The organism is Rhodococcus sp. MurmanLake-1, from assembly GCF_056945715.1.
The window spans coordinates 1,001,032-1,023,273 of sequence record NZ_JBWZNF010000001.1 but is presented as its reverse complement, the minus strand read 5'-3'; the positions used below and the strand labels follow the sequence as shown (position 1 = coordinate 1,023,273).

The following is a 22,242-nucleotide window of genomic DNA, read 5'->3' as shown; positions in this document are numbered from 1 at the left end:
TGTCGCTCAGTACTGATCGTTGGACTTGATCGCTTCCAGCAGTTGTCGCACAGCGACGACGCGTCGAGCGGATTTGCCCTCCAGCAGGTCGAGCTTGCATTCGGGGTCTGCCGGCGGCCCGAGGTGCGTGCATCCGCGCGGGCAATCCTCGATCGCCGCAGCGAGATCCGAGAATGCAGCCACCACGTTCTCGGGCGAGATGTGCGCCAGACCGAACGAACGGATGCCCGGGGTGTCGATCACCCAACCGCCACCGGCGAGGGGGAGTGCCACCGATTGCGTCGATGTGTGCCGGCCCTTGCCGACGCCGGATACGATGCCGACCGCTCGATTGGCATCGGGGACAAGGCGATTGACCAATGTCGATTTTCCGACGCCGGAATGTCCGATCAGGGCGGTCAACTTGTGCTCGAGGATCTGCGTCAGTTCGTCCAGGGGATCGTCGCGACCGGCGACAACCACTTGGATGTCGAGGTCGGCGAAAGTGCTCGCGAATTCCTCGGGTGGTTCGAGGTCGCTCTTGGTCAGGCAGACGATCGGTGTCAGGCCACCCACGTAGGCGGCGACCAGTGCGCGCTCGACAAAACCGGTGCGCGGTGGGGGATCGGCGAGTGCCACGACGATGAGCAACTGCTCCGCGTTCGCGACGACGATGCGTTCGAAGGGATCAGTGTCGTCGGCCGTCCGTCGCAGAACCGTAGAACGCTCGGAGACCCGGACAATGCGGGCGAGGGTATCGGTTTTGCCGGACAGATCGCCGACGATGTCCACCTGATCGCCGACGACGATGGGGGTGCGGCCAAGTTCGCGGGCGCGCATCGTGACGATCAGCCGGTCGGGATCGCCGCCGAGGACGCAACCCCAACGGCCACGATCCTTCGACACCACCATCCCCGATTCGGCCGAGAGATGTTCGGGCCGAGTCTTCGTACGGGGGCGGGATCCGCGGCCGGGACGTACCCGGACGTCGGACTCGTCGTACTGCCGCGGACTCAGAAGCTTGCCTTCGGTGTCGCCGGCGAGCTCTCGAGCATGTCGATCCACATGTTCTCGAAGCCGGGCAGTGTCTTGGCTGTGGTTCCGACGTCGTCGACGTCGACGCCGTCGACGACCAGGCCGATGATGGCGCCGGCTGTTGCCATGCGGTGGTCGGCATACGAGAGCCATTGTCCGCCATGGAGTTCCGCGGGAACGATCGTCAGGCCGTCGTCGGTTTCGGTGACGGAGCCGCCGAGCTTGTTGATCTCGTCGGCGAGGGCGGCCAGACGGTCGGTCTCGTGCCCGCGCAGGTGTGCAATACCTCGTAGATGCGAGGTGCCCTCGGCGAGAGCAGCCAGGGCCGCGACGGTGGGGGTCAGCTCTCCCACGTCGTGGAGGTCGATGTCGATGCCGCGCAGTTTCTCCGGGCCGCGAACGGTCATCACGCCGTCGGCAAGAGCGACGTCGGCGCCCATCGAGGCGAGGATCCCGCGGATCGCGTCGCCGGGCTGCGTTGTCGACGACGGCCACATCGGGACGCTGACGGTTCCGCCGGTAACGGCGGCTGCGGCCAGGAACGGTGTGGCGTTGGAGAGATCGGGTTCGATCGCCCAGTCCACGGCGCGCACCGGCCCCGGTGCCACCCGCCACGTGTCTGCGTCTCCGCCCGTGGCTGGTGTCGTCACGGAAACTCCGGCTCGGCGGAGCATCTCGACGGTCATGTCGATGTGTGGCATGGACGGGACGGGCTTGCCGTCGTGGTGAACGGTGACACCCTCTTCGAAGGCAGCAGCCGAGAGCAGGAGACCGGAGACGAACTGCGACGAGCCGGATGCGTCGATGGTGACCGTTCCTCCGCGTAGGGATCCGGTTCCGGTGACGGTGAACGGGAGTGCGTCACCCTCGATCCGAGCGCCGAGACCGCGCAGTGCCTCCAAGATGGTGCCGAGGGGGCGTGTGCGTGCTTGCTCGTCGCCGTCGAAGCGGACGATGCCGTCGGCCATCGCGGCGAGTGGCGGCAGGAAGCGCATCACGGTGCCGGCCAGGCCGCAGTCGACCTCGCCGCCGCGCAGGGGCCCAGGGGTGATGCGAAGCGTGGTCGGATCGCCGGCTTCCTCGACGCCGATGCCGAGGTCACGCAGAGCTGCGATCATCAGGTCAGCGTCACGGCTGCGAAGTGCACCGGTGATCGTGGACGGGCCATCCGCAAGTGCGGCAAGAATCAGAGCTCGATTGGTGATGGACTTGGATCCGGGCAGCGTCACCACTGCATCGACGGGTGCTTGGGCCCTCGGGGCGCTCCACAGACTCAGACTCACATGGTCCATCTTCTCTCATCGGTGGGGGAATGGTCGAAACCGTGCCACCCTGGGTGTCATGTGCGGAAGGTATGCGACCACAGCGGACCCGGCCACCCTGGCGGTGGAACTCGATGCGCTCGACGAGACGGACCACTCGGCGCCCGTCGAAGCCGACTACAACGTGGCCCCCACGACCGAGGTGTTGACCGTCGTCGAACGCCACGATCGGGAAAACCCCGACAGCGATCCGACCAAGAGGATTCGGCGGATGCGATGGGGATTGGTGCCGTCGTGGACCAAGGAACTGGGCAAAGGCCCGGTCCTGTTCAACGCCCGCGCCGACTCGCTGGCGGAGAAGCCGGCGTTTCGGACCGCCTTCAAGTTCAAACGTTGCCTGGTCCCCATGGACGGGTGGTACGAGTGGCAGACCGAGGCCACCGGCGGGAAAAAGGCAGCGAAGATTCCCTACTACATGCACCCCGACGACGGATCACGGCTGTTCATGGCGGGCGTGTGGTCTGCCTGGCGGGACCCGAGGGTCGAGAACGCGAGCCCCGTCCTGAGCTGCTCGATCGTCACAGTCGACTCTCTCGGTCACCTCGAGCAGGTTCACGACCGCATGCCCCTCGCCCTGCCTCGTGACCGCTGGGAGGCGTGGCTCGATCCCGACAACACCGTCGATTCGGCTCTGCTCGAACCGGTGCCGGACCTCTTCGAGCGGATCGACGTCGATCGAGTCCGGCCGCTGGTCAACAGTGTCAAGAACAACGGGCACGAGTTGATCGAGCCGGACGTCGACCGTGCCGGCGAGCAGATCAGCCTGCTCTAGCGGTCAGCCGAGAGCCCAGGTAACGGTCACCTCGAACGAGACCTGCTGGGTTCCCGGGGCGAGAACCATGTCGGACATCGAGGCGTCGGGAGCGCGCATGGTCTGACCGCCACTCGTGTCGTGTGCCTCGGTGATGGTCACGACGTTCTCGAGCGACGTACCGGACAGATCCGCGTACTGCTCGGCACGGTTCTTCGCGTCCTCGAAGGCCCGGGTGCGAGCGTCGGCCAGAAGCTGAGAGTCGTCGTCGATGGCGAAGGCGACGTTACCGAGCCGTGCCGCGTTTCCACCCGCCGCGATGCCGGCGTCCAGGACAGAAGAGGCCTTGTCGAGATCGCGCACGACGATTCGTACCGAGTTGGTTGCCCGGTAGCCGGTCACGTTGCCGCCGACGAACGGTCCGCCGCTGGCGTCGTACTGCGGCTGGACGGACAGATCGCTTGTCTGCACGTCCTCGGGGGCCACACCGGCGGCGACTATCGCGTCGATCATCTGACGGGCCTTGTCATTCGACTCCGAGACCGCTCCCGATACATCCGGGGCAACCACCTCGATGCCGATGTCGGCATTGAGGATGTCCGGCGCCCCGCGGACCTGCCCTGATCCGACTACCGTGACTTCCTTGGCGGCATTGTCCGAACTCCCGCAGGCCGTCAGCGAGACGGTGAGAGCTGCCGCTGCAGCGGTCAGTGCAAGAGTTTTCAGGTGTGGTCGCATGGTGAGACCGTAGCGACCGGATACTCAGCCCGCCGTGATTTGCGCCGTGACCGCGCCACTCAACTGCGCGAGGTCCGTCGGAGCCAGCTCGATCTCGAGCCCGCGTCGACCGGCGCTGCAGAGAATGCGGTCCCAGTCGAGCGCCGACGCATCGATCACGGTCGGCAGTTTCTTGCGCTGGCCGAGCGGCGAGATACCGCCGAAGACGTAGCCGCTCGAACGCTCGGCTTCGGCGCGATCGGCCATGACGGCTTTGCTTGCACCGAGGGCAGCGGCTGCGGCTTTGAGCGAGAGCTTGTTCGGGACCGGCAGGACCGCGACGGCGAGCTTGCCGGTGTCGAGTTTGACGACCAAGGTCTTGAAGATCTGTGCGGCCTCGACTCCTACCAACTCGGCCAGTGCAGTGACCGCCTCGTCGCCGAACGATTCGGCGCGAGGATCGTGGTCGTAGCTGTGAACGCGGTGCGGTGTCTTCGACTTGTCGAGAAGTACGGTCGCAGGGGTCGCTGTTCCGGCCATGAGGAACACCCTATGTGGATCGCCGACAGGTACATCCGACCAGGCCGGGAACAGAGTCGCAGACTCCCGTGTTGGTACCAGTTGATGAAACTTGTCCCGAGAAGCGAAGGAGCGACCGTGCTGGCTGTGTGTGAGCCACCACCGGCCCGTGGGTCGGATCTTCAGTTGGCGGTAACCTTGATCCCTACGGCTAGTGAAGGGATCAGAGTGCTGGAACACGACCGGCCCAAGGACGAACCGTCAGGGGTAACTGAACCTATCGACGGCGCTGTGTCCGAAACGCCCGAAACTGCGGATGAGTTGATTGCCCGGTTCGAGCGCGACGCGCTCCCGCTGCTCGACCAGTTGTACGGCGCTGCCCTGCGCATGACGCGGAATCCGGCTGATGCCGAGGATCTCGTGCAGGAGACGTACGTCAAGGCGTACACCGCTTTCCGTTCGTTCCGTGCCGGTACCAACCTGAAAGCCTGGCTGTACCGGATTCTCACGAACACCTACATCAACTCGTACCGCAAGAAGCAGCGCCAACCCGCGCAGTATCCGACGGACGAGATCACCGACTGGCAGTTGGCTGCCACCGCCGAGCACACCTCGACGGGGCTGCGATCGGCCGAGGTGGAGGCGCTCGACGCGTTGCCTGACGACGACATCAAGGCGGCGCTGCAGTCGCTTCCCGAGGAATTCCGTATGGCCGTGTACTACGCCGATGTCGAAGGATTCCCGTACAAGGAGATCGCGGAGATCATGGGCACACCCATCGGAACGGTGATGTCGCGACTGCACCGTGGTCGCAAGCAATTGCGTGGTCTTTTGGCCGATGTCGCAAAAGACCGGGGATTCAATCGGGACGGCGCGGTCGACACAGCCACAGTCGCAGCCACCGAGACGGAAGGTGTCACACGATGAGTGAGCAGGACGAATTCGAAAGGCTCGACTGCTCGGCAGTCATCGCCGACGTCTGGTTGATGCTCGACGGTGAATGCGACGATTCAAGTCGTGCTCGCCTGCAGCGTCATATCGACGATTGTGGATCGTGCCTCGAGGCCTACGGGATCGAGGAGAAGGTCAAGAGCCTGATCAACCGTAAGTGCGGTGGAGACCACGCGCCGGAAAGCCTGCGTCAGCGGCTCACCGTCGAGTTGCGTCGGACCATCGTCATAACGACTACCGAAACCGACAGCTAGCCCGTCAGTGAAGATCTGAGCGGCAGCAGTCGGAAGGCAGTAACGCCGAGGGGCGGGGAAGCAATGCTTCCCCGCCCCTCGGACGTTTTGTTGCGCTACATGTCAGGCGTTTGGACGCTTGCCATGGTTAGCGGCGTTGCCCTTACGGCTGCGCTTCTTACGACCACGCTTACCCATGATTGGTCTCCCTTCTGTTTCTTTCGCGTCATTGTTTCACGCCGATGCCGGTGTGGTTCCATTGGCAGGTCGATCGAGTGATCCGTCGACGTATTTTCGTGGTCAGAGTGCAGTTCCGACAGAAGTGAGGTTCACGATGGCAGAAGACGTGCGCGCCGAGATGGTTTCGACGGTCTACCAGGTCGTCGTGAGCGAGGGAGACGTCGTTGCGGACGGCGACACCCTGGTCATCCTCGAATCGATGAAGATGGAGATTCCCGTCCTGGCCGAGGTTCCGGGAACGGTGACGACGGTGGGCGTCAAGGTCGGCGACGTGATTCAGCAAGGCGATCTGATCGCCGTGATCTCCTAAGCCGGACGATGTCCACTCTCAGTGACCTCCTCGCCGAACACACCGATCTTCCCGGTGTGGCGGTCGACCATCTCCAGCGCGTCGTGGGGGAGTGGCAACTGCTCGCCGACCTCTCCTTTGCCGACGTTCTCCTGTGGGTGGGCACCGAATCGGAGAAGAACCGATCCGAGGGGACGGTCATCTGCGTCGCGCATTGCCGGCCGACAACGGCATCGACGGCTTTTCCGGAGGACGCGGTCGGAACGGTCGTTTCCGAGTCCGAGCACCCGCAGGTTCTTCGCGCTCTCGTCGAGGGCCGCGTCGTGCGCGGGGAAGACGAGACGTGGCGTGAAGGAATGCCGCCGCGTCGGGAAGCCGTTCCGGTGCGTCTGGACGGGCGAGTCATCGCGGTTCTGAGCCGCGACACCAACCTGTCGCACCAGCGAGCGCAGAGTCCGCTCGAGCTCGCGTATCTCGATTGCGCCGAAGACCTGTGTCAGATGATCAGCGACGGAACCTTCCCGATCCGAGAATCGCGCTCCGACACCAACTCGAGCCCACGTGCGGGCGACGGCTTCATCCGTCTCGATACCGAAGGCACCGTCGTCTATGCCAGCCCGAACGCGCTCTCGGCCTATCACCGGATGGGTCTGAGTTCGGATCTGGTGGGCCAAGACCTCGCGGCGTTGACCCGTTCGTTGGTCACCGACCCGTTCGAGTCTCAGGAAGCTGCGGGATACATCCGAGATACGTTGGCGGACAAGCCCGGTCGCCGTATGGAGATCGAGGCGCGCGGGGCGACCGTTCTGCTGCGAGCCCTGGTTCTCAAGCCGGGCGGCCGGCATGTCGGTGCGGCGGTCGTCGTCCGCGACGTCACCGAGGTCAAGCGTCGTGATCGCGCTCTCCTGAGCAAGGACGCAACCATCCGCGAGATTCACCATCGAGTGAAGAACAACCTGCAAACCGTCGCGGCGCTTCTGCGTCTACAGGCCAGGCGAACCAGCAACGACGAAGCGCGACAGGCGTTGACAGAGTCGGTGAGGCGCGTGACGTCCATCGCCCTCGTTCACGACACCTTGTCGATGTCGGTGGACGAAGAGGTGGATCTCGACGAGGTGATCGACCGGTTGGTTCCCATGCTCTCCGATGTCGCGGGAGTGGGTGTGCCGGTGGCGATTCGGCGTGAGGGCAGTTTCGGAGTGTTCTCCGCCGAGCGCGCCACCCCGCTGGTCATGGTGCTGACGGAGTTGGTGCAGAACGCGATCGAGCACGCTTTCGATCCGGGAGTGACCGGCACGGTCACACTCAGCGCCGAGCGTTCTGCGCGCTGGTTGGACGTGATCATCCACGACAACGGGCGCGGCCTGCCGGAGAACTTCGACCTCGAGAAGTCCGATCGGCTCGGACTCCAGATCGTGCGGACTTTGCTGGGCGCCGAACTCGGTGGCTCGCTCGGATTGCACCCGGGAAGCGGTGGCGGCACCGACGCGGTTCTGCGTGTGCCGCTCGGTAGACGCACTGCGCGTTACTGATTCGAGCAGCGTTAGCGATTCGAGCAGACAAAAAGCCCGACACCATGTGGTGTCGGGCTGTCGTCTTCGACTGTGCGGAGGGGCTGTTCTCCGCCGCGAGTCGAACGTCTCGGTTCTACCTAGACGGAAGTGCGTGCACGGGTACGTGCGTTACGACGCTTGAGTGCGCGGCGCTCGTCTTCGCTCATTCCGCCCCAGACGCCTGCATCCTGACCGGACTCGAGAGCCCAGGACAGGCACTCGGCGGTGACGGGGCAGCGGTTGCAGACAACCTTGGCATCAGCGATCTGAGCGAGGGCCGGTCCACTGTTTCCCACCGGGAAGAACAGTTCGGGATCCTCGTCGCGACAGATTGCGTTGTGGCGCCAGTCCATCTTTTTTCGCTCCTTAATTGGGTGTGTATTCACACCATTTGGTACCAATGAGTTTGTGTGTGCGTCATCAATGTTTCCGCACTGTTACTTGTGAATGCTTTCACGAACTCGCGGTATGTCAATAGGTTTGAACGGGTTCGTGGGCCAACTCACTAATTTGTGACACACCTGACGGCCACCTGGGCGTCACCGGCATTTTACCCGATTTCGACTATTCGGCACCAGAGTTTTTGCAGGTCAAACGTGTTGCCTGACTCACGTCGGAATCGGTGCGAACACTTCCAGTGCATCCGGGACCGAGGTGAATTCGACTTTTTCGCGAAGTCCGATGTAGTCGCCGTCCATCTGCAGTCCGATCGGTCGCGACGATTCGATGGTGATTGTCGGGACGTCGTCGGTGCGTAGAAGGACCTTCGATTTCGGTTCTGCGCCGCGTGCGAGGAGCTGTCGCACAACCCGCAGAGACGGTAGGACTTTGGTGCTCGTCATAGCGAAGATGCCGAGTCCACTGTCGAAGGTCGTTCCCGGATTGGTGTGTACGGGACGCTCTTCCAGATATGTCCACGGGCTCGAGTTCGACACGAACGCGTAGTGGACTCCGGAGACGGGATCCTGATCGGGGAGGTGGACTGTCAGGGCGGGCTCGGCTCGCTTGGCACGGAAGAACGCCGCGATCGCGGTTCGGACGTACCGGGCGGGTGTGGCGGCGTCACCGTTCTTACGGCTGGCGTCGACGGCTTCGCATACATCGGCGTCGAGGCCCATTCCGGCGTTGAACGTGAACCAACGGTTGTCGCAGTGTGCGAGCCCGATTCGGCGTCTCGTTCGTTCCGAGAGTAGATCGACGAGTTGGTTTGTGGCGTCGATCGGGTCGGCGGCAATACCGAGTGAGCGCGCGAAAACGTTTGCCGAGCCTCCCGGGACGACAGCGATCGTCGGGATCGGACCGACCGGAACCGATTTCATCGACGCGGGATGCGGTGACCCGAGCAGTCCGTTGACCACTTCGTTGACCGTTCCGTCGCCGCCGTGGACGATCACCGAGCCGAAGCCGTCTTCGTGGGCTTCGCGCGCCAGTTCGGCAGCGTGTCCCCGATGTGTGGTGTGCGCCACAGTAAGTCGCACCCGACTCTCGAGGGCGTGTGCCAACAGGTCACGACCGGCAGCAGTGGTGGAGGTGGCATTGGGGTTGACGATCAGCAGTGCGCGCACGGGGCATGAGCCTATCCGGTGTCGTGTTCTAGGCTGGCCTCGTGCCGAATACCGCCAGTCCGAACGCCCTGCCCAAGACAGTCACATGGGCAGGTGCCCTCGTGACGCTGCAAGGGCTGGTTGCCGCCGGGTTCGCGATCGTCGCAGTGATTCGCGGCGCGACCGGCCACGATCAGAGCGTCACCAACGGATACGGATTTGCTGCCTGGGTCGCGATCCTCGGCGGCGCGGTGTTGGCTGCCGGTATCGCTTTGCTGACGGGCCGCCGGTGGGGCCGGGCAATCGCCGTCGTCGCGCAGTTGCTGCTCCTGCCGGTCGCCTGGTCGCTCCTGACCGATTCGCATCAGGTGCCGCTCGGCATCGTTCTGGGTGTCGTCGTTCTCGGCGCTCTGGGCTGCCTGTTCTCGGCTCCGACGTCTCGATGGATGGCAGCGGAGTATGGAGCGTACGCAGACGAGGTGTCGCCGGAAGAGGGACGCCCGGACGAGACCGAAGAGCCGCGGGACAAGTAGGACGGAACGCCTACCCTGCTTCAGTCCTACTCAGCTTCGGCGGCAAGAGCTCCGAGGTGGGTGCCGGTCAGGCGATACGTGGTCCACTCCGTCTTCGCGTCGGCACCGAGTGACTCGTAGAACTTGATCGAGGGCGTGTTCCAGTTGAGCACCGACCAGGACAGCCGGGTGTAGTCGTTGTCGGTGCACTCCTTGGCGAGCGCGGCCAGAAGAGCCTTTCCGTGGCCTGATCCGCGCTGGCTGGGCTTGACGTACAGGTCTTCGAGGTAGATGCCGTGGGCGCCGTCCCACGTGGAGGAATTGCGGAACCACAGCGCCATGCCGACGACGTCGTCAGCCGAATTCACAGCGACGTGCGCGAAGGCCGTCGCGGCCGGCCCGAACAATGCCTCGCCGATCTGTTCCGCCTTCACGGTGCACTCGTCGAGGGCCTTCTGGTAGTCCGCCAACTCGTAGATCATGTCGGTGATCGGCTGGACGTCTGCGGGCGTGGCGCGTCGGATCATGGGGAGAATCTTAAGCCTCAAGCCTCCACTAGCGGCGGCACGTTGTGATGGACGAGGTGGCTGGCGCCGTGCTCGTAACCGAGAACCGTGTAAGCGCCCGGGAACAACGCGAAACGCTTTCCTTCGGTGACCGGGAGCTCGAGCCAGCGGGCGATGAGCGCGCGTGAGAAGTGGCCGTGCCCGATCAGGATCACGTCCCGCTCGGGTAGCTGCGAACGCACCATCGACAGCACCATGTCGGTGCGGGCATGGATCTGATCGGTCTGCTCGCCGCCGGGGCACGGGTGTGTCCAGACGGTCCAATCGGGCACCGTTGCGCGGATCTCGGGCGTCGTGAGGCCTTCGTAGTCGCCGTAGTCCCATTCGGAAAGTGCATCCCAGGTTCGCTCTTCCGGCAGGCCGGCGAGATCACCCGTCAACTGTGCGCGCAGCCGCGGACTCGTCAGAATCATGGGGTTCCGGAGGTCGAGGGTTCGCAAGCGATTTCCGGTCGCGGTTGCCTGCATCTCGCCGAGCGGAGTCAGCGGAACCTCGGTCCGGCCCGTGTGTTTCCCGGTGCGTGCCCACTCGGTTTCACCGTGGCGCATGAGTACGACGCGAGCACCGAGGGGGATCGACGAGGGGGCGGACTGGGAGGTCATGTCGACCATCATTGCAGGCTGCCTCGCGTGTGTAGCTCGCCTCCTGGCGCGAAGTGCGCAAGGATCTACGTGTGACGACGGTTCTCGCAGTGGCGAATCAAAAGGGCGGCGTGGCTAAAACCACTACCGTCGCTTCTCTCGGTGCGGCTTTGTCCGCGCTCGGACAACGAGTTCTGGTGGTGGATCTCGACCCGCAGGGCTGCCTGACGTTCTCGCTCGGACACAACCCGGATCGCCTCGAGCGTTCGGTCAACGAGGTCCTGGCGGGTGATCTCGACGCGGTCGACGCCGTGCTGAAAACGGACGACGGTATGGATCTCCTGCCGGCCACCATCGATCTCGCGGGCGCCGAAGCGCTGCTCCTGATGCGACCCGGTCGAGAGTTCGCGCTCAAGCGGGCGCTGTCTCCGCTCCTGGGTTCTTACGACATCATCATCATCGACTGCCCACCGTCGTTGGGTGTGCTCACACTCAACGGATTGACTGCGGCGCAGTCGGTTCTGGTTCCACTGCAATGCGAAACCCTCGCACACCGCGGCGTCGGACAGCTGCTGCGTACGGTTCGTGAAGTCCAAGCCATCACCAACCCGGATCTTGTTCTGCTCGGCGCACTTCCGACTCTGTACGACGCTCGAACCACGCACAGTCGCGACGTACTCGCTGACGTCAGTGACCGCTACTCCCTCGCCGTTCTGGCGCCGCCGATTCCACGGACCGTCAAGTTCGCCGAGGCCTCTGCTTCCGGCGCGACGGTCCTTGCCGGGCGAAAGAACAAGGGCGCGGATGCCTATCGAGAACTCGCCGACAATCTCGTAAAGCATTGGGCTGGAAATGAAGTCGTGACTTTCGCGCCGGAACTGGCGCTCTGAGGAAGGCGAGAGCTTCTAGCGCAGCGCGAACAAGGTATCGCCGCGCTGTTCCAGAATCGTCTCGCCCGCACTGGCGAGCACGATCGGCGTCGACGTCTCACCGCGGTCGACTGCGATCATGCGCTGCACCGCTCCGTCCGACGGGCTGACGGCTGCAATGCCGCCCGGAACGGGGATGAGCATCTGACCGGCGACCATGCTTCCGGGCCCGGACGTTCCGTTGACTATCCACGTCGGAGCCAGATCGCTCAGGCGGAGGTTGACGGTCTGCGAGCCGGTCCACCAGGTGATCGAAGCTTTGTCGGCGTGGGTGCGGGCCCCTTCGGTCACCGCTCCCTCGATCGGATAGTCGACGATCGGATTGCCGGTTCCGTCGAAAATGGTGATGCGAGAAGCGGTTCCGTTGGCGGCAGGGAGGTAGACGGCCGTCTTCTCGCCGGCCACGGCAAGCAGGCGGGCGCCTTCGGAGTCGAGGAGAATCGAGGATCCGTACTCTTCGGGTTCCTGGGCGTCCTTCGGTGCGGGGTTCATCACCGTCAACCTGTTGGAGGCTTCACCCGGGCAACGCTCGAGTACCGAGACTCGGTTGGCGCTCGACGCAGCGTCGAGCAGCGTGCATCCGGTGCGGGGTTGCTTGTTCGGATTGACCTTCGCGTCGACCCTGCCGTACTCGAGAGTTCGGACGAGGTCCGAGCGCCACAGTTCCATTCGCTCACTGCCGCGTGAGATCAGATAGGTGCCGTCCGCCGACAAGGTGACCGCGGAATCGGCGTCGCTGTTGCGCTGGTCCTTTCGGGCGCCGGTGTCGGCGACCAGTGACGTGACCTGAGAGCAACCGCGATTGTCCTGATAGACGCTGACGACGCGATCCCACGAACCGATCGCACCGCACAGGGGAATGTTGCGCGCGTATCGCCACACTTCTTCGCCTGTTGCCGGGTCGCGGCCGATCACGTCGGAACCGTCGGCGGTGACGACGGCATTTCCGACGGTGATGGGTGCCGTCGAGTCGGCACTGGGAGATTCCCACGTCTGCTTCAGGACGTCGGGTAACAACACCGACGTCGACAGAGGTGGGAGTGGAGATTCGGCGGTGACCGAGGTGGTTCCGCGCGCATCACTGCGCAACCACACCACGGTCACCGCCACGATTACTGCCAGCGCGATTGCCAGCGCACCGATCACATCTGAGCGAGTACGCCTTTCGGGAGCCAGCACATCGGCAGCTTACTCTGCGGCGCCTGCCGTCGCGGAAGCCGCGGGGCGACGACGCCGACGGCGACGCGGCTTGGCCGCTCCGTCTTCGTCCGAGTTCTCGGTAGCGGTTGCAGCCGGTGCCGAAGGGGGAGCTGTGGTGGCGCCGGCGGTGGTGGACGTCGCGGCGTCGGTCGAAGCACCGGCGCGGGTACGGCGGCGAGTCCGGTTGCGACGAGGCGCGGCCTTCTCTTCGTTGCCGTCGGCGTCGGCCGTCTTCGGCGCGTCTGCTTTGTCCGTTGCTGCCTTGTCGGTTGCAGCCTTCTCAGGGGCGGCCTTGGCCCTGCGAACAGTGCCCTTGGCGTCAGCCGGAATCGACAGCTCTTCGTAGAGGTGCGGCGAGCTCGAGTACGTCTCGACCGGATCGGGGATTCCGAGGCTCAGTGCCTTGTCGATGAGCTGCCAGCGAGGAATGTCGTCCCAGTCGACCAGCGTGACAGCGATGCCGGTGCGTCCGGCGCGGCCGGTGCGACCGATGCGGTGGACGTAGGTCTTCTCGTCCTCGGGGCACTGGTAGTTGATGACGTGGGTGACATCGTCGATGTCGATGCCGCGTGCGGCGACGTCGGTGGCGACCAGCACGTCGACCTTGCCGTTGCGGAAGCCCTTCAGGGCCTTCTCGCGGGCAATCTGTCCGAGGTCACCGTGGACGGCACCGACGGAGAAACCGCGCTCGGCGAGATCGTCGGCGACTTTCTGGGCTGTGCGCTTGGTGCGGGTGAAGATCATCGTCGCGCCGCGGCCTTCGGCCTGCAGAACGCGGGCGACCATCTCGGCTTTGTCGAGAGCGTGCGCACGGTAGATGTGCTGGCTCGTGCGGTCGTGCACTGCGGAGGATTCGGCTTCCTCGGCGCGGATGTGCGTCGGCTGCGTCAGGAAGGTGCGCGCCAGGGTGATGATCGGGCCGGGCATCGTGGCGGAGAAGAGCATCGTCTGACGCTTGTCGGGGACCATGCTCATGAGGCGTTCGATGTCGGGGAGGAATCCGAGGTCGAGCATTTCGTCGGCCTCGTCGAGGACGAGAACGCCCACCTTGCCCAGGATCAGGTGCGACTGGTTGGCGAGGTCGAGTAGGCGACCCGGGGTGCCGACGACAACGTCGACGCCCTTCTGCAGTGCCGAGATCTGCGCCTCGTACGGCCGGCCGCCGTAGATGGGCAGAACCTGGAGACCGCGGTCGCCGACTCGGAGGTACTTGCTGGCGTTCTCGAGGTCGCGAGCGACCTGGATGCACAGCTCGCGGGTGGGAACGATGATCAGAGCGCGAGGCGTGCCGTCGAGGACAGCCGTGCCGTTCTCGGCGGTGACGATGCGATGCAGGAGCGGGACGCCGAAACCGAAGGTCTTGCCCATTCCGGTGCGGGCCTGACCGATGAGGTCGTCACCGGCGAGAGCCAACGGAAGGGTGAGTTCCTGGATGGCGAAGGTGCGCTCGATGCCGATCTCGTTCAGTGCGCGGACGATTTCGTCGCGGACACCGAGTTCGGCGAAGCTCGGGGGTACATGGGTGTCGTCGAGCTGGACGGAAACGGTGTTCTCGGTTGCTTCGTCTTCGTGGTCGACAGTGATCTTGCTCAGGGGACTAGCCTTTCCTCGTGGCGGTACGCACGCACAAGGTAAGGGGCCAGGCCGTAAATCGGCCGATGTCGATGCCCTCTTTTTCTTCGGTCATGCCTACGCCTCAGCACTGAATTCCACTCGGACGAATTCGAACCGTCCGGAGATCTCGGCGAAGCGGGCAACAACCGTCGATGCAGGTGCGCGCACATTATCGGTGGGGTCCGCGTGAGCACAGTCGTGTCGGCTGACCTAAAGCAGCCGTCCCGGCTAATCATAAGAGCCGGGGGAACTGGCGAACTCCCAAGACCATTGTAGCTGCACGTTGTCCGCCCCTCGCGATGACATGTCGAAGATCACCGAATCGGACATGCGGTCCTTGGCGGTCGCGTCGGCCGTCGAAGCACTACAGTTCGTAGTCATGGGCGCACACGATCTTGATGCTTCGACGGACGCTGGAACCGGAGGCCGAGTCGCTTCCGATCACCCCGGCGTGATCGATTTGTTTGCCGTTCTCGCCTACGGCGAGATTTCGGCGTTCTACCGGTTGGCGGAGGACGCACAAATGGCACCGGACCTGCGAGGCAAGGTGGCGTTCGCCAGCATGGCCGCCGCCGAGATGGACCACTTCGAGACTCTGGAAACGGCGCTGACGGAACGTGGCCACGAGATCTTTGCCGTCATGGACCCGTTCGTTCGTGCTCTCGACAACTATCACGCGTCGACGACACCGTCGACGTGGCTGGAATCGCTCGTGAAGGCGTACGTCGGCGACGGAATCGCTGCCGATTTCTACCGCGAGATCGGGCACTCCCTCCCGGCGGATGTCGCCGAGATCGTCGAGGACGTGCTGTCCAAGACGGGCCACTCGGAGTTCGTGGTGCTCGAGGTGAAGGCGGCAGTGGAGGCCAGCACTCGTGCCAAGGACCGGCTGATGTTGTGGGGACGCCGTCTTCTGGGTGAAGCAATCACGCAGGCACAGTTCGTGCTGGCGCAGCGTGAGGACCTCACGGATCTGGTGATCTCGGCCTCGGGTGACCTCAACGGAGTTGTCGCGTTGTTCGACGGTATGCAGGCAAAGCACGCCGAGCGGATGGCGATTCTCGGACTCGTCTAGGTGCCTGTTCGCTCTGGGCACAGCGTGCAGAGGAGCGTGGGCGGTCGCTGCTGCATTAGCCTTGCGTCGACAACGGATGTAATTCACGAACAGTTCGGAGGTTGACCGTGGAGGTCAAGATCGGTGTAATCGACAGCCCGCGTGAGCTCATCGTCAACAGCGAACAGACCCCTGACGAGGTCGAGACACTGGTCGCGGCTGTCCTCGGTGGCCGCGAGCCGGTTCTGGCTCTCGTCGACGACAAGGGCCGCAAGTTCCTGGTGCAGGCTTCTCGTGTGGCGTACGTGGAGATCGGTCCGTCCGATATCCGCAAGGTCGGATTCGCGCCTACCGTCTGACGCGTAGCTGTAACAGCAGAATGGGCGGGCAGTCGTGAGACTGCCCGCCCATTCTCGTTCGGGTTCCGGTTACTTGGTTTCGGCCTGCAGCGGCACGTGTGAGAGACCGCCCCACGCCAGTGTCACGGTGATTTCCACGGCCTCTTCCTTGGGGATCGGCCGCGCGGCTTCGAGCCAGTACCGCGCCGTGAACTGGCTGGCACCGACCAGACCGACCGCAAGAATGCGCGCGCGGTACGGATCGAGTCCGGAATCCTGACTGACCAGGTCGAACACGGCGTCGACGCAGGCTTCGGTGGCTTGTTCGACGCGTGTCTGGACCTGAGGTTCGCCCATGATGTCGGACTCGAACACCAGGCGGAAGCCCTGCGAGTCGTTGTCGACGAAGTCGAAGAACGCCTGGACTGCGGCGCGGACACGCTGTTTGTTGTCCGTCGTCGATCGCAGGGCTTGGCGTACACCCGAGATGAGGCTGTCGACATAACTCTGCAGGACTGCGACATACAGTTCGAGCTTGCCTGGAAAGTGTTGGTACAGGACTGGCTTGCTGACACCGGCACACTCGGCAATCTCGTCCATACCGGCCGAGTGGTACCCGTTCGCGACGAATACCTCACTTGCAGCTGCGAGGAGCTGGAGGCGGCGCGCATCGCGGGGGAGTCGGGTGCTGCGACGTGTTCCGGCAGGCTTGCCAGCCGTTGTACCGCGATCGGAGTCTGTCCGATCCGCGAGTTCTGTCATGTCGCTTCCAATCTGAGCAAAAGTAAATTCGGTCGGCGCGCGGATCCGCGAGTCGCGTGTGCGTACCCGCCAGTATCCTCCGTCACACCGGTCGTAGCCGAATGAACGATACCGTGTGTCGCCCGGGCGAGTCGCGCGTGCCTCGGTGAGCGAGACCAGCGGTCTTTCTCGTTACAGGACGGGTTGCCATGACACGCCAGGACCAGCATGTTTCGGTCAGCCCGGGCGAGTGACTTGCCGTGTGTGAGATTCTGGACGACGTGACTGACCCAGGGGGACCGCGCATGCGTGGACGAACTACGCAGAACCCTGAACGTGAGGAACGTCGAATGCGTAGCGGAACTGGAGCGCCCCGCGACGAACGTCGGCCAGAGGTGCCGGATGATCGTGCCTACGGCGAACGCGACTATCGCGGCATTTCCTCCCATCAGCCCTTGCGTGCCCAGTGGGATCCGACCAAACGAGAAGTGGGCCGAACCCCGCGTAATCCGCGGCCCGACCGGGCAGCGCGAAAGCAGAGCAAGCTCGGGCGCTTCGTCTCGACCTACGGTTGGCGGGCCTACGCGATTCCGGTTCTCGTGGTGCTCACCATCCTTGTGATCGTCGACGCAGTACGTCCGGACGCCACAGACACCGCGAGCAAGACGTCGGCCACTGCCGACCTCGCACACAGCACCGACGGAACCGACGTCATCGGTGCGCCGCCGGCCGGAGACGGAACCTTTGCGTCGTCGATACCGTCCGGCGCTCTCCCCGACGGTGGTCCGTTCACCGTCGCGGGCGGCGGAACGTGGCACGTCGTACCGGGTACGACGGGCAAGGTCGGACAGGGAACCGAACGCGAGTTCACGTACACGGTCGAGATCGAGGACGGCGTCGACACGACCGGTTTCGGCGGTGACGAATCGTACGGACGCATGGTCGATCAGACGCTGGCAAATCCGAAGAGTTGGACCAATGATCCCAAGGTCGCGTTCCGGCGCGTCGACGCGGGCGAGCCGGACTTCCGGATCTCCTTGACCTCGCAGATGACTATCCGTGAAGGCTGCGGATACGAGATCGAACTCGAAGGATCCTGCTACAACCCGAGCATGGACCGAGTCCTGCTCAACGAACCGCGATGGGTGCGAGGCGCTATTTCGTTCCAGGGTGACATCGGCTCGTATCGGCAGTATCAGATCAATCACGAGGTCGGCCATGCCATCGGATACGCCGCCCATCAGCCTTGCGAGACCGAAGGCGGACTCGCACCGATCATGATGCAGCAGACCTTCGGAACCGCGAACAACGACATCGCTAGGCTTGATCCCGAGGGCGTCGTTCCGATGAACGGACTCACGTGCCGCTTCAATCCGTGGCCGTACCCCCGAGCGTGACCGGATCGAGAATCCCTGATCTCGTCTTGAACTAGGAGTGTTTCGCGGTGTCTGCAACACCCGTCGTATTGCCACCACTGGTGGAGCCGGCAGCCGAGTTGAGCCGGGAGGAAGTTGCCAGATACAGCCGGCATCTGATCATCCCGAACGTGGGCATGACCGGCCAGAAGCGGCTCAAGAATGCGCGCGTCCTGTTCATCGGCGCCGGTGGATTGGGTTCGCCTGCACTGCTCTATCTCGCGGCCGCAGGAGTGGGCACCATCGGGATCGTCGAGTTCGACGAGGTCGACATGTCGAACCTGCAGCGTCAGGTGATTCACGGACGCTCCGACGTCGGACGCCCGAAGGCGGTCAGCGCGAAGGAGTCGATTCTCGAGATAAACGAGCACGTCGACGTCCGGTTGCACGAATTCCGCCTGGACAACTCCAACGCCGTCGAACTGTTCTCGGAGTACGACCTGATCCTGGACGGTACGGACAACTTCGCGACGCGGTACCTCGTCAACGATGCCGCCGTCATCGCCGGAAAGCCGTACGTGTGGGGCTCGATCTACCGCTTCGAAGGGCAGGTCTCGGTCTTCTGGGAAGACGCCCCGGACGGCGCGGGACTGAACTATCGCGATCTCTACCCGGAGGCGCCGCCGCCCGGCATGGTCCCCTCGTGCGCCGAGGGTGGTGTGCTCGGAGTCCTGCCTGCGACCGTCGGTTCGCTCATGGCGACCGAGGCGGTCAAGCTCATCACAGGGATCGGCGAACCGCTTCTCGGGCGCCTGATGATCTACGACGCTCTTGCGATGACGTTCCGGACGATCCGCCTTCAGCGTGATCCGACCCGCGTGCCGGTCACCGCCTTGATCGACTACGACGCGTTCTGCGGTGTCGTGTCCGAAGAGGCGAGCGCTGCTGCTGTCGGTTCTACGATCACGGCGCCGGAGCTGGAGGCCATGATCGGCGAGGGACGATCGATCGAGCTGGTAGACGTACGAGAACCGGTTGAATGGGACATCATGCATCTGCCGGGGGCGGTGCTGATCCCGAAGGACCGCATCCTTTCCGGTGAAGCTCTGGCGACGTTGCCGCAGAACAAGCAGATAGTTCTGTACTGCAAAACCGGCATTCGTTCGGCCGAGGCACTGGCCTTTCTCAAGAACGCCGGTTTCTCCGACGCAGTTCACGTTCAAGGCGGCGCGATCGCCTGGGCGAACCAGGTGGATGCGAGTCTGCCGGTCTACTAGGCGCGCCTCGCGGGAGGCGGCGCCGCGCACCGGTAGCGTTGGGGTGTGAGCACAGGCCAACCTCCCCAGCACGTGTGCTCCACCTTCGGCCTCCGTGAAGTCGATCCCATCCCACTCGGTGCGGATTGGGACGGCGGGTGGCTGTGTGGAGACGTCGTCCTTTCAGCAGTCGCGGATCATGCCCGCGCAGCGTGGTCGGCGAAGGTGCGAGAGAACCTCGAAGTCGACGGCGTTCGGCTGGCTCGACCGGTGCGTTCGACTGACGGTCGTTACGTCGTCTCGGGCTGGCGCGCCGACACATTCATCGTCGGGTCGCCGGAACCACGTCACGACGAAGTGGTCTCGATGTCCTGCCGACTGCATGCGGCGACGGCCTCGCTCGAGCGCCCGCGCTTCCTTGCACAACCGCCGGTGCCGCCGTGGGCCGAGGTCGACGTATTCGTCGCCGCTGATCGCGCGGCATGGGAAACGGTTCCGCTGAGGATCGCGAAGGGCGTCGAGCAACTCGAGACGCCCACTCCTGACGGTCGCAAAAGTCTGGAACTGATTGCCGGGCTCGCTACTTTGCGGAAGCCGGTGCAGAGCCCGGACCAGCTCGTGCACGGCGATCTGTTCGGGACGGTGCTGTTCTCGGGCAGTATGGCCCCCGGAATCACCGACATCACGCCGTATTGGCGACCGGCTGCGTGGGCCGCTGCCGTCGCTGTGGTCGACGCGATCTCGTGGGGCGGTGCCGACGAGGCACTGGTCGGCCGGTGGGAAGACCTTCCCGAGTGGCCGCAGATGCTTCTACGTGCGGTGATGTTCCGCTTGGCAGTTCATGTTCTGCATCCCCGCTCGACGGCGGACGCGTTCCCGGGGTTGGCCCGTACTTCCGACATCGTGCGCTTGCTGCTCTAGATCGGGGCGCCGGTACCGAAGTCCGAGACCAGGCCCTCGAACAGCTCGCGTGCGGCGTTCGAGGCGGCCACGGTGTTCCCGTCGACGACAGCGTTGACGAGGTTTGCGTGCTGCGAGTGGAATCCTTCGCCGGTTGCATCGATGTGCTGTTGGATCGTGGTCTCGATGACGGGGAGCAGGGAGTCGTAGAACTCCAGGTAGACCTCGTTGTGGCTGGCCGCGACGATTGCTCGGTGCAGGGCGACGTCAGCGGTGGTGGCAGCGTCGATGTCCTGACCCTCCCATGACGCGGTGCGAAGCTCGAGTAGTCGCGTCAGTTCGGCGATGTCGTCTTCGGTTCGCCGTGCGGCGGCGAGGGTGGCTGCAGTGATGTCGAGTGCGCGCCGAAGTTCGAGTACGTCCCGTTGGTGGGCACCGGCAAAGTAGTTGCCGAGAGTGCCACCGAGGTCGGAGACAGCAACGACGTAGGTACCCGATCCCTGACGACGTTCCAGCATTCCGGCGTGAACAAGCGCCTGGACCGCCTCGCGCACGGTATTGCGACCGGTCCCGGTCAGCTCCGACAGTTCCGGTTCGGTGGGGATTTTGGAACCGATCGGCCAGGTCCCGCTCCGGATCTCGTTGCGGAGTTGTTCGGTGACCTGTGAGATGAGACTTGCGCGTCGAACGGGTTGCACGTGGTTGTTTCCTCGGGTCCGGGTAAGTGGTGTGAATGTGACGTTAGATTACCGCGCTTGTGCGAGTTCGTCCGGTCATCCTATGATTTGCCGGTGACTGCTCAACTGGAGAGAACCGAAACCCGCTCGTTGATACAAGGCCGTGTGCTCGTCTTCGCAGCGATTGCGATGTCTGCGCTCGTACTTCGACTTGCGGTGACCTCGTTCTCGCCCTTGGCGGCCGAGATTCGCGACGAGATCGGCTTCTCCGCCTCGATCGTCGGTGTCTTCGGCATGGTTCCGACCGCAATGTTCGCCATCTTCGGTCTCATCACTCCCGCCATCGCGAAACGTATCGGGCTCGAGCGAACGGCCCTCGTCGCGATGCTCATGGCCGGCGTCGGAATGCTGTTGCGCGCCATGATGTCTCAGACATGGTCGTTGCTGGCCCTCTCGGCTTTGGCACTGGCAGGCATGGGAATCGGCAATGTCGTGATCCCGCCGTTGGTCAAGCGGTACTTCTCGGATCGCCTCGCCACCATGAGTTCGGTCTACATCGTGGCCGTGCAGATCGGCACCATCGTTCCGGCGTTCGTCGCAGTCCCGGTTGCCGACGCCTTCGGGTGGCGGTTCTCGATCGGCTGGTGGTCCGCCTTCGGCTTCGCCGCAGCAGTGCCGTGGTTGATCACCCTCGCTCGCTCGCGCAAGGCTCGCGCGAACGCAGCCGGGTCCGTCGAGAATGCATCGGATTCGGTTGCGGCAGTGGCAGAACAGCCACGCGGTCAGGTCTGGCGTTCTCCCGTGGCCTGGGGGATGGCCGGCATGTTCGGCATGACCTCACTGATCACGTATTCGATGTTCACGTGGATTCCCTCGATCCTTCGTGACGCCGGAGCCAGTGATGCCTTCGGCGGAACGATGGTCGGAATGTTCTCGGTGATCGGGCTCGTCGCAGCGTTCGGTGCGCCGACCCTGTGCGCCCGCATGGCCAATCCCTTCCCTGTCGTGATCGCGTGTGCCGTCTGCTACCTGGTTGGCATGGGCGGGCTGTACTTTGCCCCGATGGCGGCGCCGGTCGTGTGGGTTGTCGTCCTGGGCCTCGGTCCGAGCACGTTCCCGATGTCGCTCACGCTGATCAACCTGCGTACTCGTTCGCACATCGGTTCCTCGGCACTGTCCGGCTTCACCCAGGGCATCGGCTACTCCGTTGCCTGCCTTGGTCCGCTCCTGTTCGGCGTTTTCCACGACGTGTCCGGTGGATACGCTGCGCCGTTCGGTCTGCTCGTCGTCGCTGTGATCGTGGTGCTCCTGGGCGCCTACCAGGCATGCAAGCCTCGGATGCTCGAGGATTCCTGGCACGCACCTGCGAAAAACTAGCTCACACCC

General features: G+C 64.0%; 26 protein-coding genes. 13 read left to right on the top strand and 13 right to left on the bottom strand.

The features are described 5' to 3' along the window. Positions 1 to 6 precede the first annotated feature (6 nt). Both rsgA and aroA read right to left on the bottom strand, forming a co-directional pair. Complete coding sequence (gene rsgA, locus AC2ETI_RS04695; protein ID WP_084326448.1) at positions 7 to 1,044, bottom strand: ribosome small subunit-dependent GTPase A; 1,038 nt, start codon at positions 1,042 to 1,044, stop codon at positions 7 to 9. Next, positions 993 to 2,306, bottom strand: coding sequence for a 3-phosphoshikimate 1-carboxyvinyltransferase (gene aroA / locus AC2ETI_RS04690; RefSeq protein ID WP_400820302.1), 1,314 nt, complete (start codon positions 2,304 to 2,306; stop codon positions 993 to 995). Before aroA ends, rsgA begins: the two co-directional genes overlap by 52 nt. A gap of 49 nt (positions 2,307 to 2,355) precedes the next feature. Between aroA and AC2ETI_RS04685 the strand changes: the two genes are divergently transcribed. Continuing rightward, positions 2,356 to 3,108, top strand: coding sequence for an SOS response-associated peptidase (locus tag AC2ETI_RS04685; RefSeq protein WP_020969226.1), 753 nt, complete (start codon positions 2,356 to 2,358; stop codon positions 3,106 to 3,108). 3 nt (positions 3,109 to 3,111) lie between these two features. Here AC2ETI_RS04685 and AC2ETI_RS04680 read toward each other — a convergent pair whose 3' ends face one another. Continuing rightward, entirely contained in the window at positions 3,112 to 3,825 is a 714-nt protein-coding gene (locus tag AC2ETI_RS04680) for an SIMPL domain-containing protein (RefSeq protein WP_019747793.1), read from the bottom strand. Positions 3,826 to 3,849: 24 nt separating this feature from the next. Beyond that, complete coding sequence (gene ybaK / locus AC2ETI_RS04675; RefSeq protein WP_019747794.1) at positions 3,850 to 4,344, bottom strand: Cys-tRNA(Pro) deacylase; 495 nt, start codon at positions 4,342 to 4,344, stop codon at positions 3,850 to 3,852. Between the two features lie 207 nt (positions 4,345 to 4,551). Here ybaK and AC2ETI_RS04670 point away from each other — a divergent pair, with 207 nt between their 5' ends. Together AC2ETI_RS04670 and rsrA are read left to right on the top strand one after the other, a co-directional pair. Then, positions 4,552 to 5,250, top strand: a complete 699-nt coding sequence (locus AC2ETI_RS04670; protein ID WP_019747795.1) for a sigma-70 family RNA polymerase sigma factor — start codon at positions 4,552 to 4,554, stop codon at positions 5,248 to 5,250. Next, complete coding sequence (rsrA, locus tag AC2ETI_RS04665; protein WP_003940722.1) at positions 5,247 to 5,528, top strand: mycothiol system anti-sigma-R factor; 282 nt, start codon at positions 5,247 to 5,249, stop codon at positions 5,526 to 5,528. Before AC2ETI_RS04670 ends, rsrA begins: the two co-directional genes overlap by 4 nt. 102 nt (positions 5,529 to 5,630) lie before the next feature. Here rsrA and AC2ETI_RS04660 read toward each other — a convergent pair whose 3' ends face one another. Further along, entirely contained in the window at positions 5,631 to 5,705 is a 75-nt protein-coding gene (locus AC2ETI_RS04660) for a 50S ribosomal protein bL37 (RefSeq protein WP_022597109.1), read from the bottom strand. Between the two features lie 136 nt (positions 5,706 to 5,841). Between AC2ETI_RS04660 and AC2ETI_RS04655 the strand changes: the two genes are divergently transcribed. Then, positions 5,842 to 6,057, top strand: a complete 216-nt coding sequence (locus tag AC2ETI_RS04655; protein WP_007731208.1) for a biotin/lipoyl-binding carrier protein — start codon at positions 5,842 to 5,844, stop codon at positions 6,055 to 6,057. 8 nt (positions 6,058 to 6,065) lie between these two features. Beyond that, positions 6,066 to 7,568 (top strand): sensor histidine kinase, encoded by a 1,503-nt coding sequence (locus AC2ETI_RS04650; protein ID WP_483633610.1) that lies wholly within the window; start codon positions 6,066 to 6,068, stop codon positions 7,566 to 7,568. 119 nt (positions 7,569 to 7,687) lie between these two features. Here AC2ETI_RS04650 and AC2ETI_RS04645 read toward each other — a convergent pair whose 3' ends face one another. Further along, positions 7,688 to 7,942 (bottom strand): WhiB family transcriptional regulator, encoded by a 255-nt coding sequence (locus AC2ETI_RS04645; protein ID WP_003940950.1) that lies wholly within the window; start codon positions 7,940 to 7,942, stop codon positions 7,688 to 7,690. Between the two features lie 255 nt (positions 7,943 to 8,197). Beyond that, complete coding sequence (locus AC2ETI_RS04640) at positions 8,198 to 9,154, bottom strand: diacylglycerol/lipid kinase family protein (RefSeq protein WP_019747798.1); 957 nt, start codon at positions 9,152 to 9,154, stop codon at positions 8,198 to 8,200. A gap of 41 nt (positions 9,155 to 9,195) precedes the next feature. Between AC2ETI_RS04640 and AC2ETI_RS04635 the strand changes: the two genes are divergently transcribed. Next, positions 9,196 to 9,666 (top strand): membrane protein, encoded by a 471-nt coding sequence (locus tag AC2ETI_RS04635; protein ID WP_019747799.1) that lies wholly within the window; start codon positions 9,196 to 9,198, stop codon positions 9,664 to 9,666. Positions 9,667 to 9,692: 26 nt separating this feature from the next. Here AC2ETI_RS04635 and AC2ETI_RS04630 read toward each other — a convergent pair whose 3' ends face one another. Together AC2ETI_RS04630 and AC2ETI_RS04625 are read right to left on the bottom strand one after the other, a co-directional pair. Beyond that, positions 9,693 to 10,172, bottom strand: a complete 480-nt coding sequence (locus tag AC2ETI_RS04630; protein ID WP_483633609.1) for an N-acetyltransferase family protein — start codon at positions 10,170 to 10,172, stop codon at positions 9,693 to 9,695. A gap of 17 nt (positions 10,173 to 10,189) precedes the next feature. Then, positions 10,190 to 10,813 (bottom strand): acid phosphatase, encoded by a 624-nt coding sequence (locus AC2ETI_RS04625; protein WP_019747801.1) that lies wholly within the window; start codon positions 10,811 to 10,813, stop codon positions 10,190 to 10,192. A gap of 71 nt (positions 10,814 to 10,884) precedes the next feature. Here AC2ETI_RS04625 and AC2ETI_RS04620 point away from each other — a divergent pair, with 71 nt between their 5' ends. Beyond that, the gene (locus tag AC2ETI_RS04620; protein WP_483633608.1) at positions 10,885 to 11,682 is read left to right on the top strand and encodes a ParA family protein; all 798 of its coding nucleotides are present in this window, start codon (positions 10,885 to 10,887) and stop codon (positions 11,680 to 11,682) included. Positions 11,683 to 11,697: 15 nt separating this feature from the next. On the opposite strand, the gene AC2ETI_RS04615 is transcribed toward AC2ETI_RS04620, so the two are convergent. Both AC2ETI_RS04615 and AC2ETI_RS04610 read right to left on the bottom strand, forming a co-directional pair. Further along, a complete protein-coding gene (locus AC2ETI_RS04615) occupies positions 11,698 to 12,900 on the bottom strand; it encodes an Rv3212 family protein (RefSeq protein ID WP_483633607.1) in 1,203 nt (400 codons plus the stop codon). Positions 12,901 to 12,909: 9 nt separating this feature from the next. Next, positions 12,910 to 14,514: a DEAD/DEAH box helicase gene (locus tag AC2ETI_RS04610; RefSeq protein ID WP_046378343.1), complete on the bottom strand. Its 1,605-nt coding sequence runs from the start codon at positions 14,512 to 14,514 to the stop codon at positions 12,910 to 12,912. A 400-nt stretch (positions 14,515 to 14,914) separates the two neighbouring features. Between AC2ETI_RS04610 and AC2ETI_RS04605 the strand changes: the two genes are divergently transcribed. Beyond that, the gene (locus tag AC2ETI_RS04605) at positions 14,915 to 15,610 is read left to right on the top strand and encodes a ferritin-like fold-containing protein (protein WP_195791237.1); all 696 of its coding nucleotides are present in this window, start codon (positions 14,915 to 14,917) and stop codon (positions 15,608 to 15,610) included. Between the two features lie 107 nt (positions 15,611 to 15,717). Continuing rightward, the gene (locus AC2ETI_RS04600) at positions 15,718 to 15,948 is read left to right on the top strand and encodes a DUF3107 domain-containing protein (RefSeq protein WP_003942312.1); all 231 of its coding nucleotides are present in this window, start codon (positions 15,718 to 15,720) and stop codon (positions 15,946 to 15,948) included. Between the two features lie 69 nt (positions 15,949 to 16,017). Here the strand turns inward: AC2ETI_RS04600 and fasR are convergent, their stop codons facing one another. Further along, complete coding sequence (gene fasR / locus AC2ETI_RS04595) at positions 16,018 to 16,689, bottom strand: HTH-type transcriptional activator FasR (protein WP_003942309.1); 672 nt, start codon at positions 16,687 to 16,689, stop codon at positions 16,018 to 16,020. Positions 16,690 to 17,018: 329 nt separating this feature from the next. Here fasR and AC2ETI_RS04590 point away from each other — a divergent pair, with 329 nt between their 5' ends. The 3 genes from AC2ETI_RS04590 to AC2ETI_RS04580 are packed head-to-tail and all read left to right on the top strand — an operon-like array spanning position 17,019 to position 20,200. Continuing rightward, the gene (locus AC2ETI_RS04590; protein ID WP_153212496.1) at positions 17,019 to 18,065 is read left to right on the top strand and encodes a DUF3152 domain-containing protein; all 1,047 of its coding nucleotides are present in this window, start codon (positions 17,019 to 17,021) and stop codon (positions 18,063 to 18,065) included. A 47-nt stretch (positions 18,066 to 18,112) separates the two neighbouring features. Then, complete coding sequence (gene moeZ, locus AC2ETI_RS04585; protein ID WP_483633606.1) at positions 18,113 to 19,300, top strand: adenylyltransferase/sulfurtransferase MoeZ; 1,188 nt, start codon at positions 18,113 to 18,115, stop codon at positions 19,298 to 19,300. A 45-nt stretch (positions 19,301 to 19,345) separates the two neighbouring features. After that, positions 19,346 to 20,200 (top strand): TIGR02569 family protein, encoded by an 855-nt coding sequence (locus AC2ETI_RS04580; protein ID WP_007731227.1) that lies wholly within the window; start codon positions 19,346 to 19,348, stop codon positions 20,198 to 20,200. On the opposite strand, the gene AC2ETI_RS04575 is transcribed toward AC2ETI_RS04580, so the two are convergent. Continuing rightward, on the bottom strand, positions 20,197 to 20,877 hold the full coding sequence (locus AC2ETI_RS04575; protein WP_020907120.1) for a FadR/GntR family transcriptional regulator: 681 nt from the start codon (positions 20,875 to 20,877) through the stop codon (positions 20,197 to 20,199). The two genes, AC2ETI_RS04580 and AC2ETI_RS04575, sit on opposite strands and share 4 nt — an antisense overlap. A gap of 93 nt (positions 20,878 to 20,970) precedes the next feature. On the opposite strand from AC2ETI_RS04575, the gene AC2ETI_RS04570 reads away from it, so the two are divergent. Continuing rightward, complete coding sequence (locus AC2ETI_RS04570; protein ID WP_070796175.1) at positions 20,971 to 22,233, top strand: MFS transporter; 1,263 nt, start codon at positions 20,971 to 20,973, stop codon at positions 22,231 to 22,233. The last annotated feature ends 9 nt before the right edge of the window (positions 22,234 to 22,242 follow it).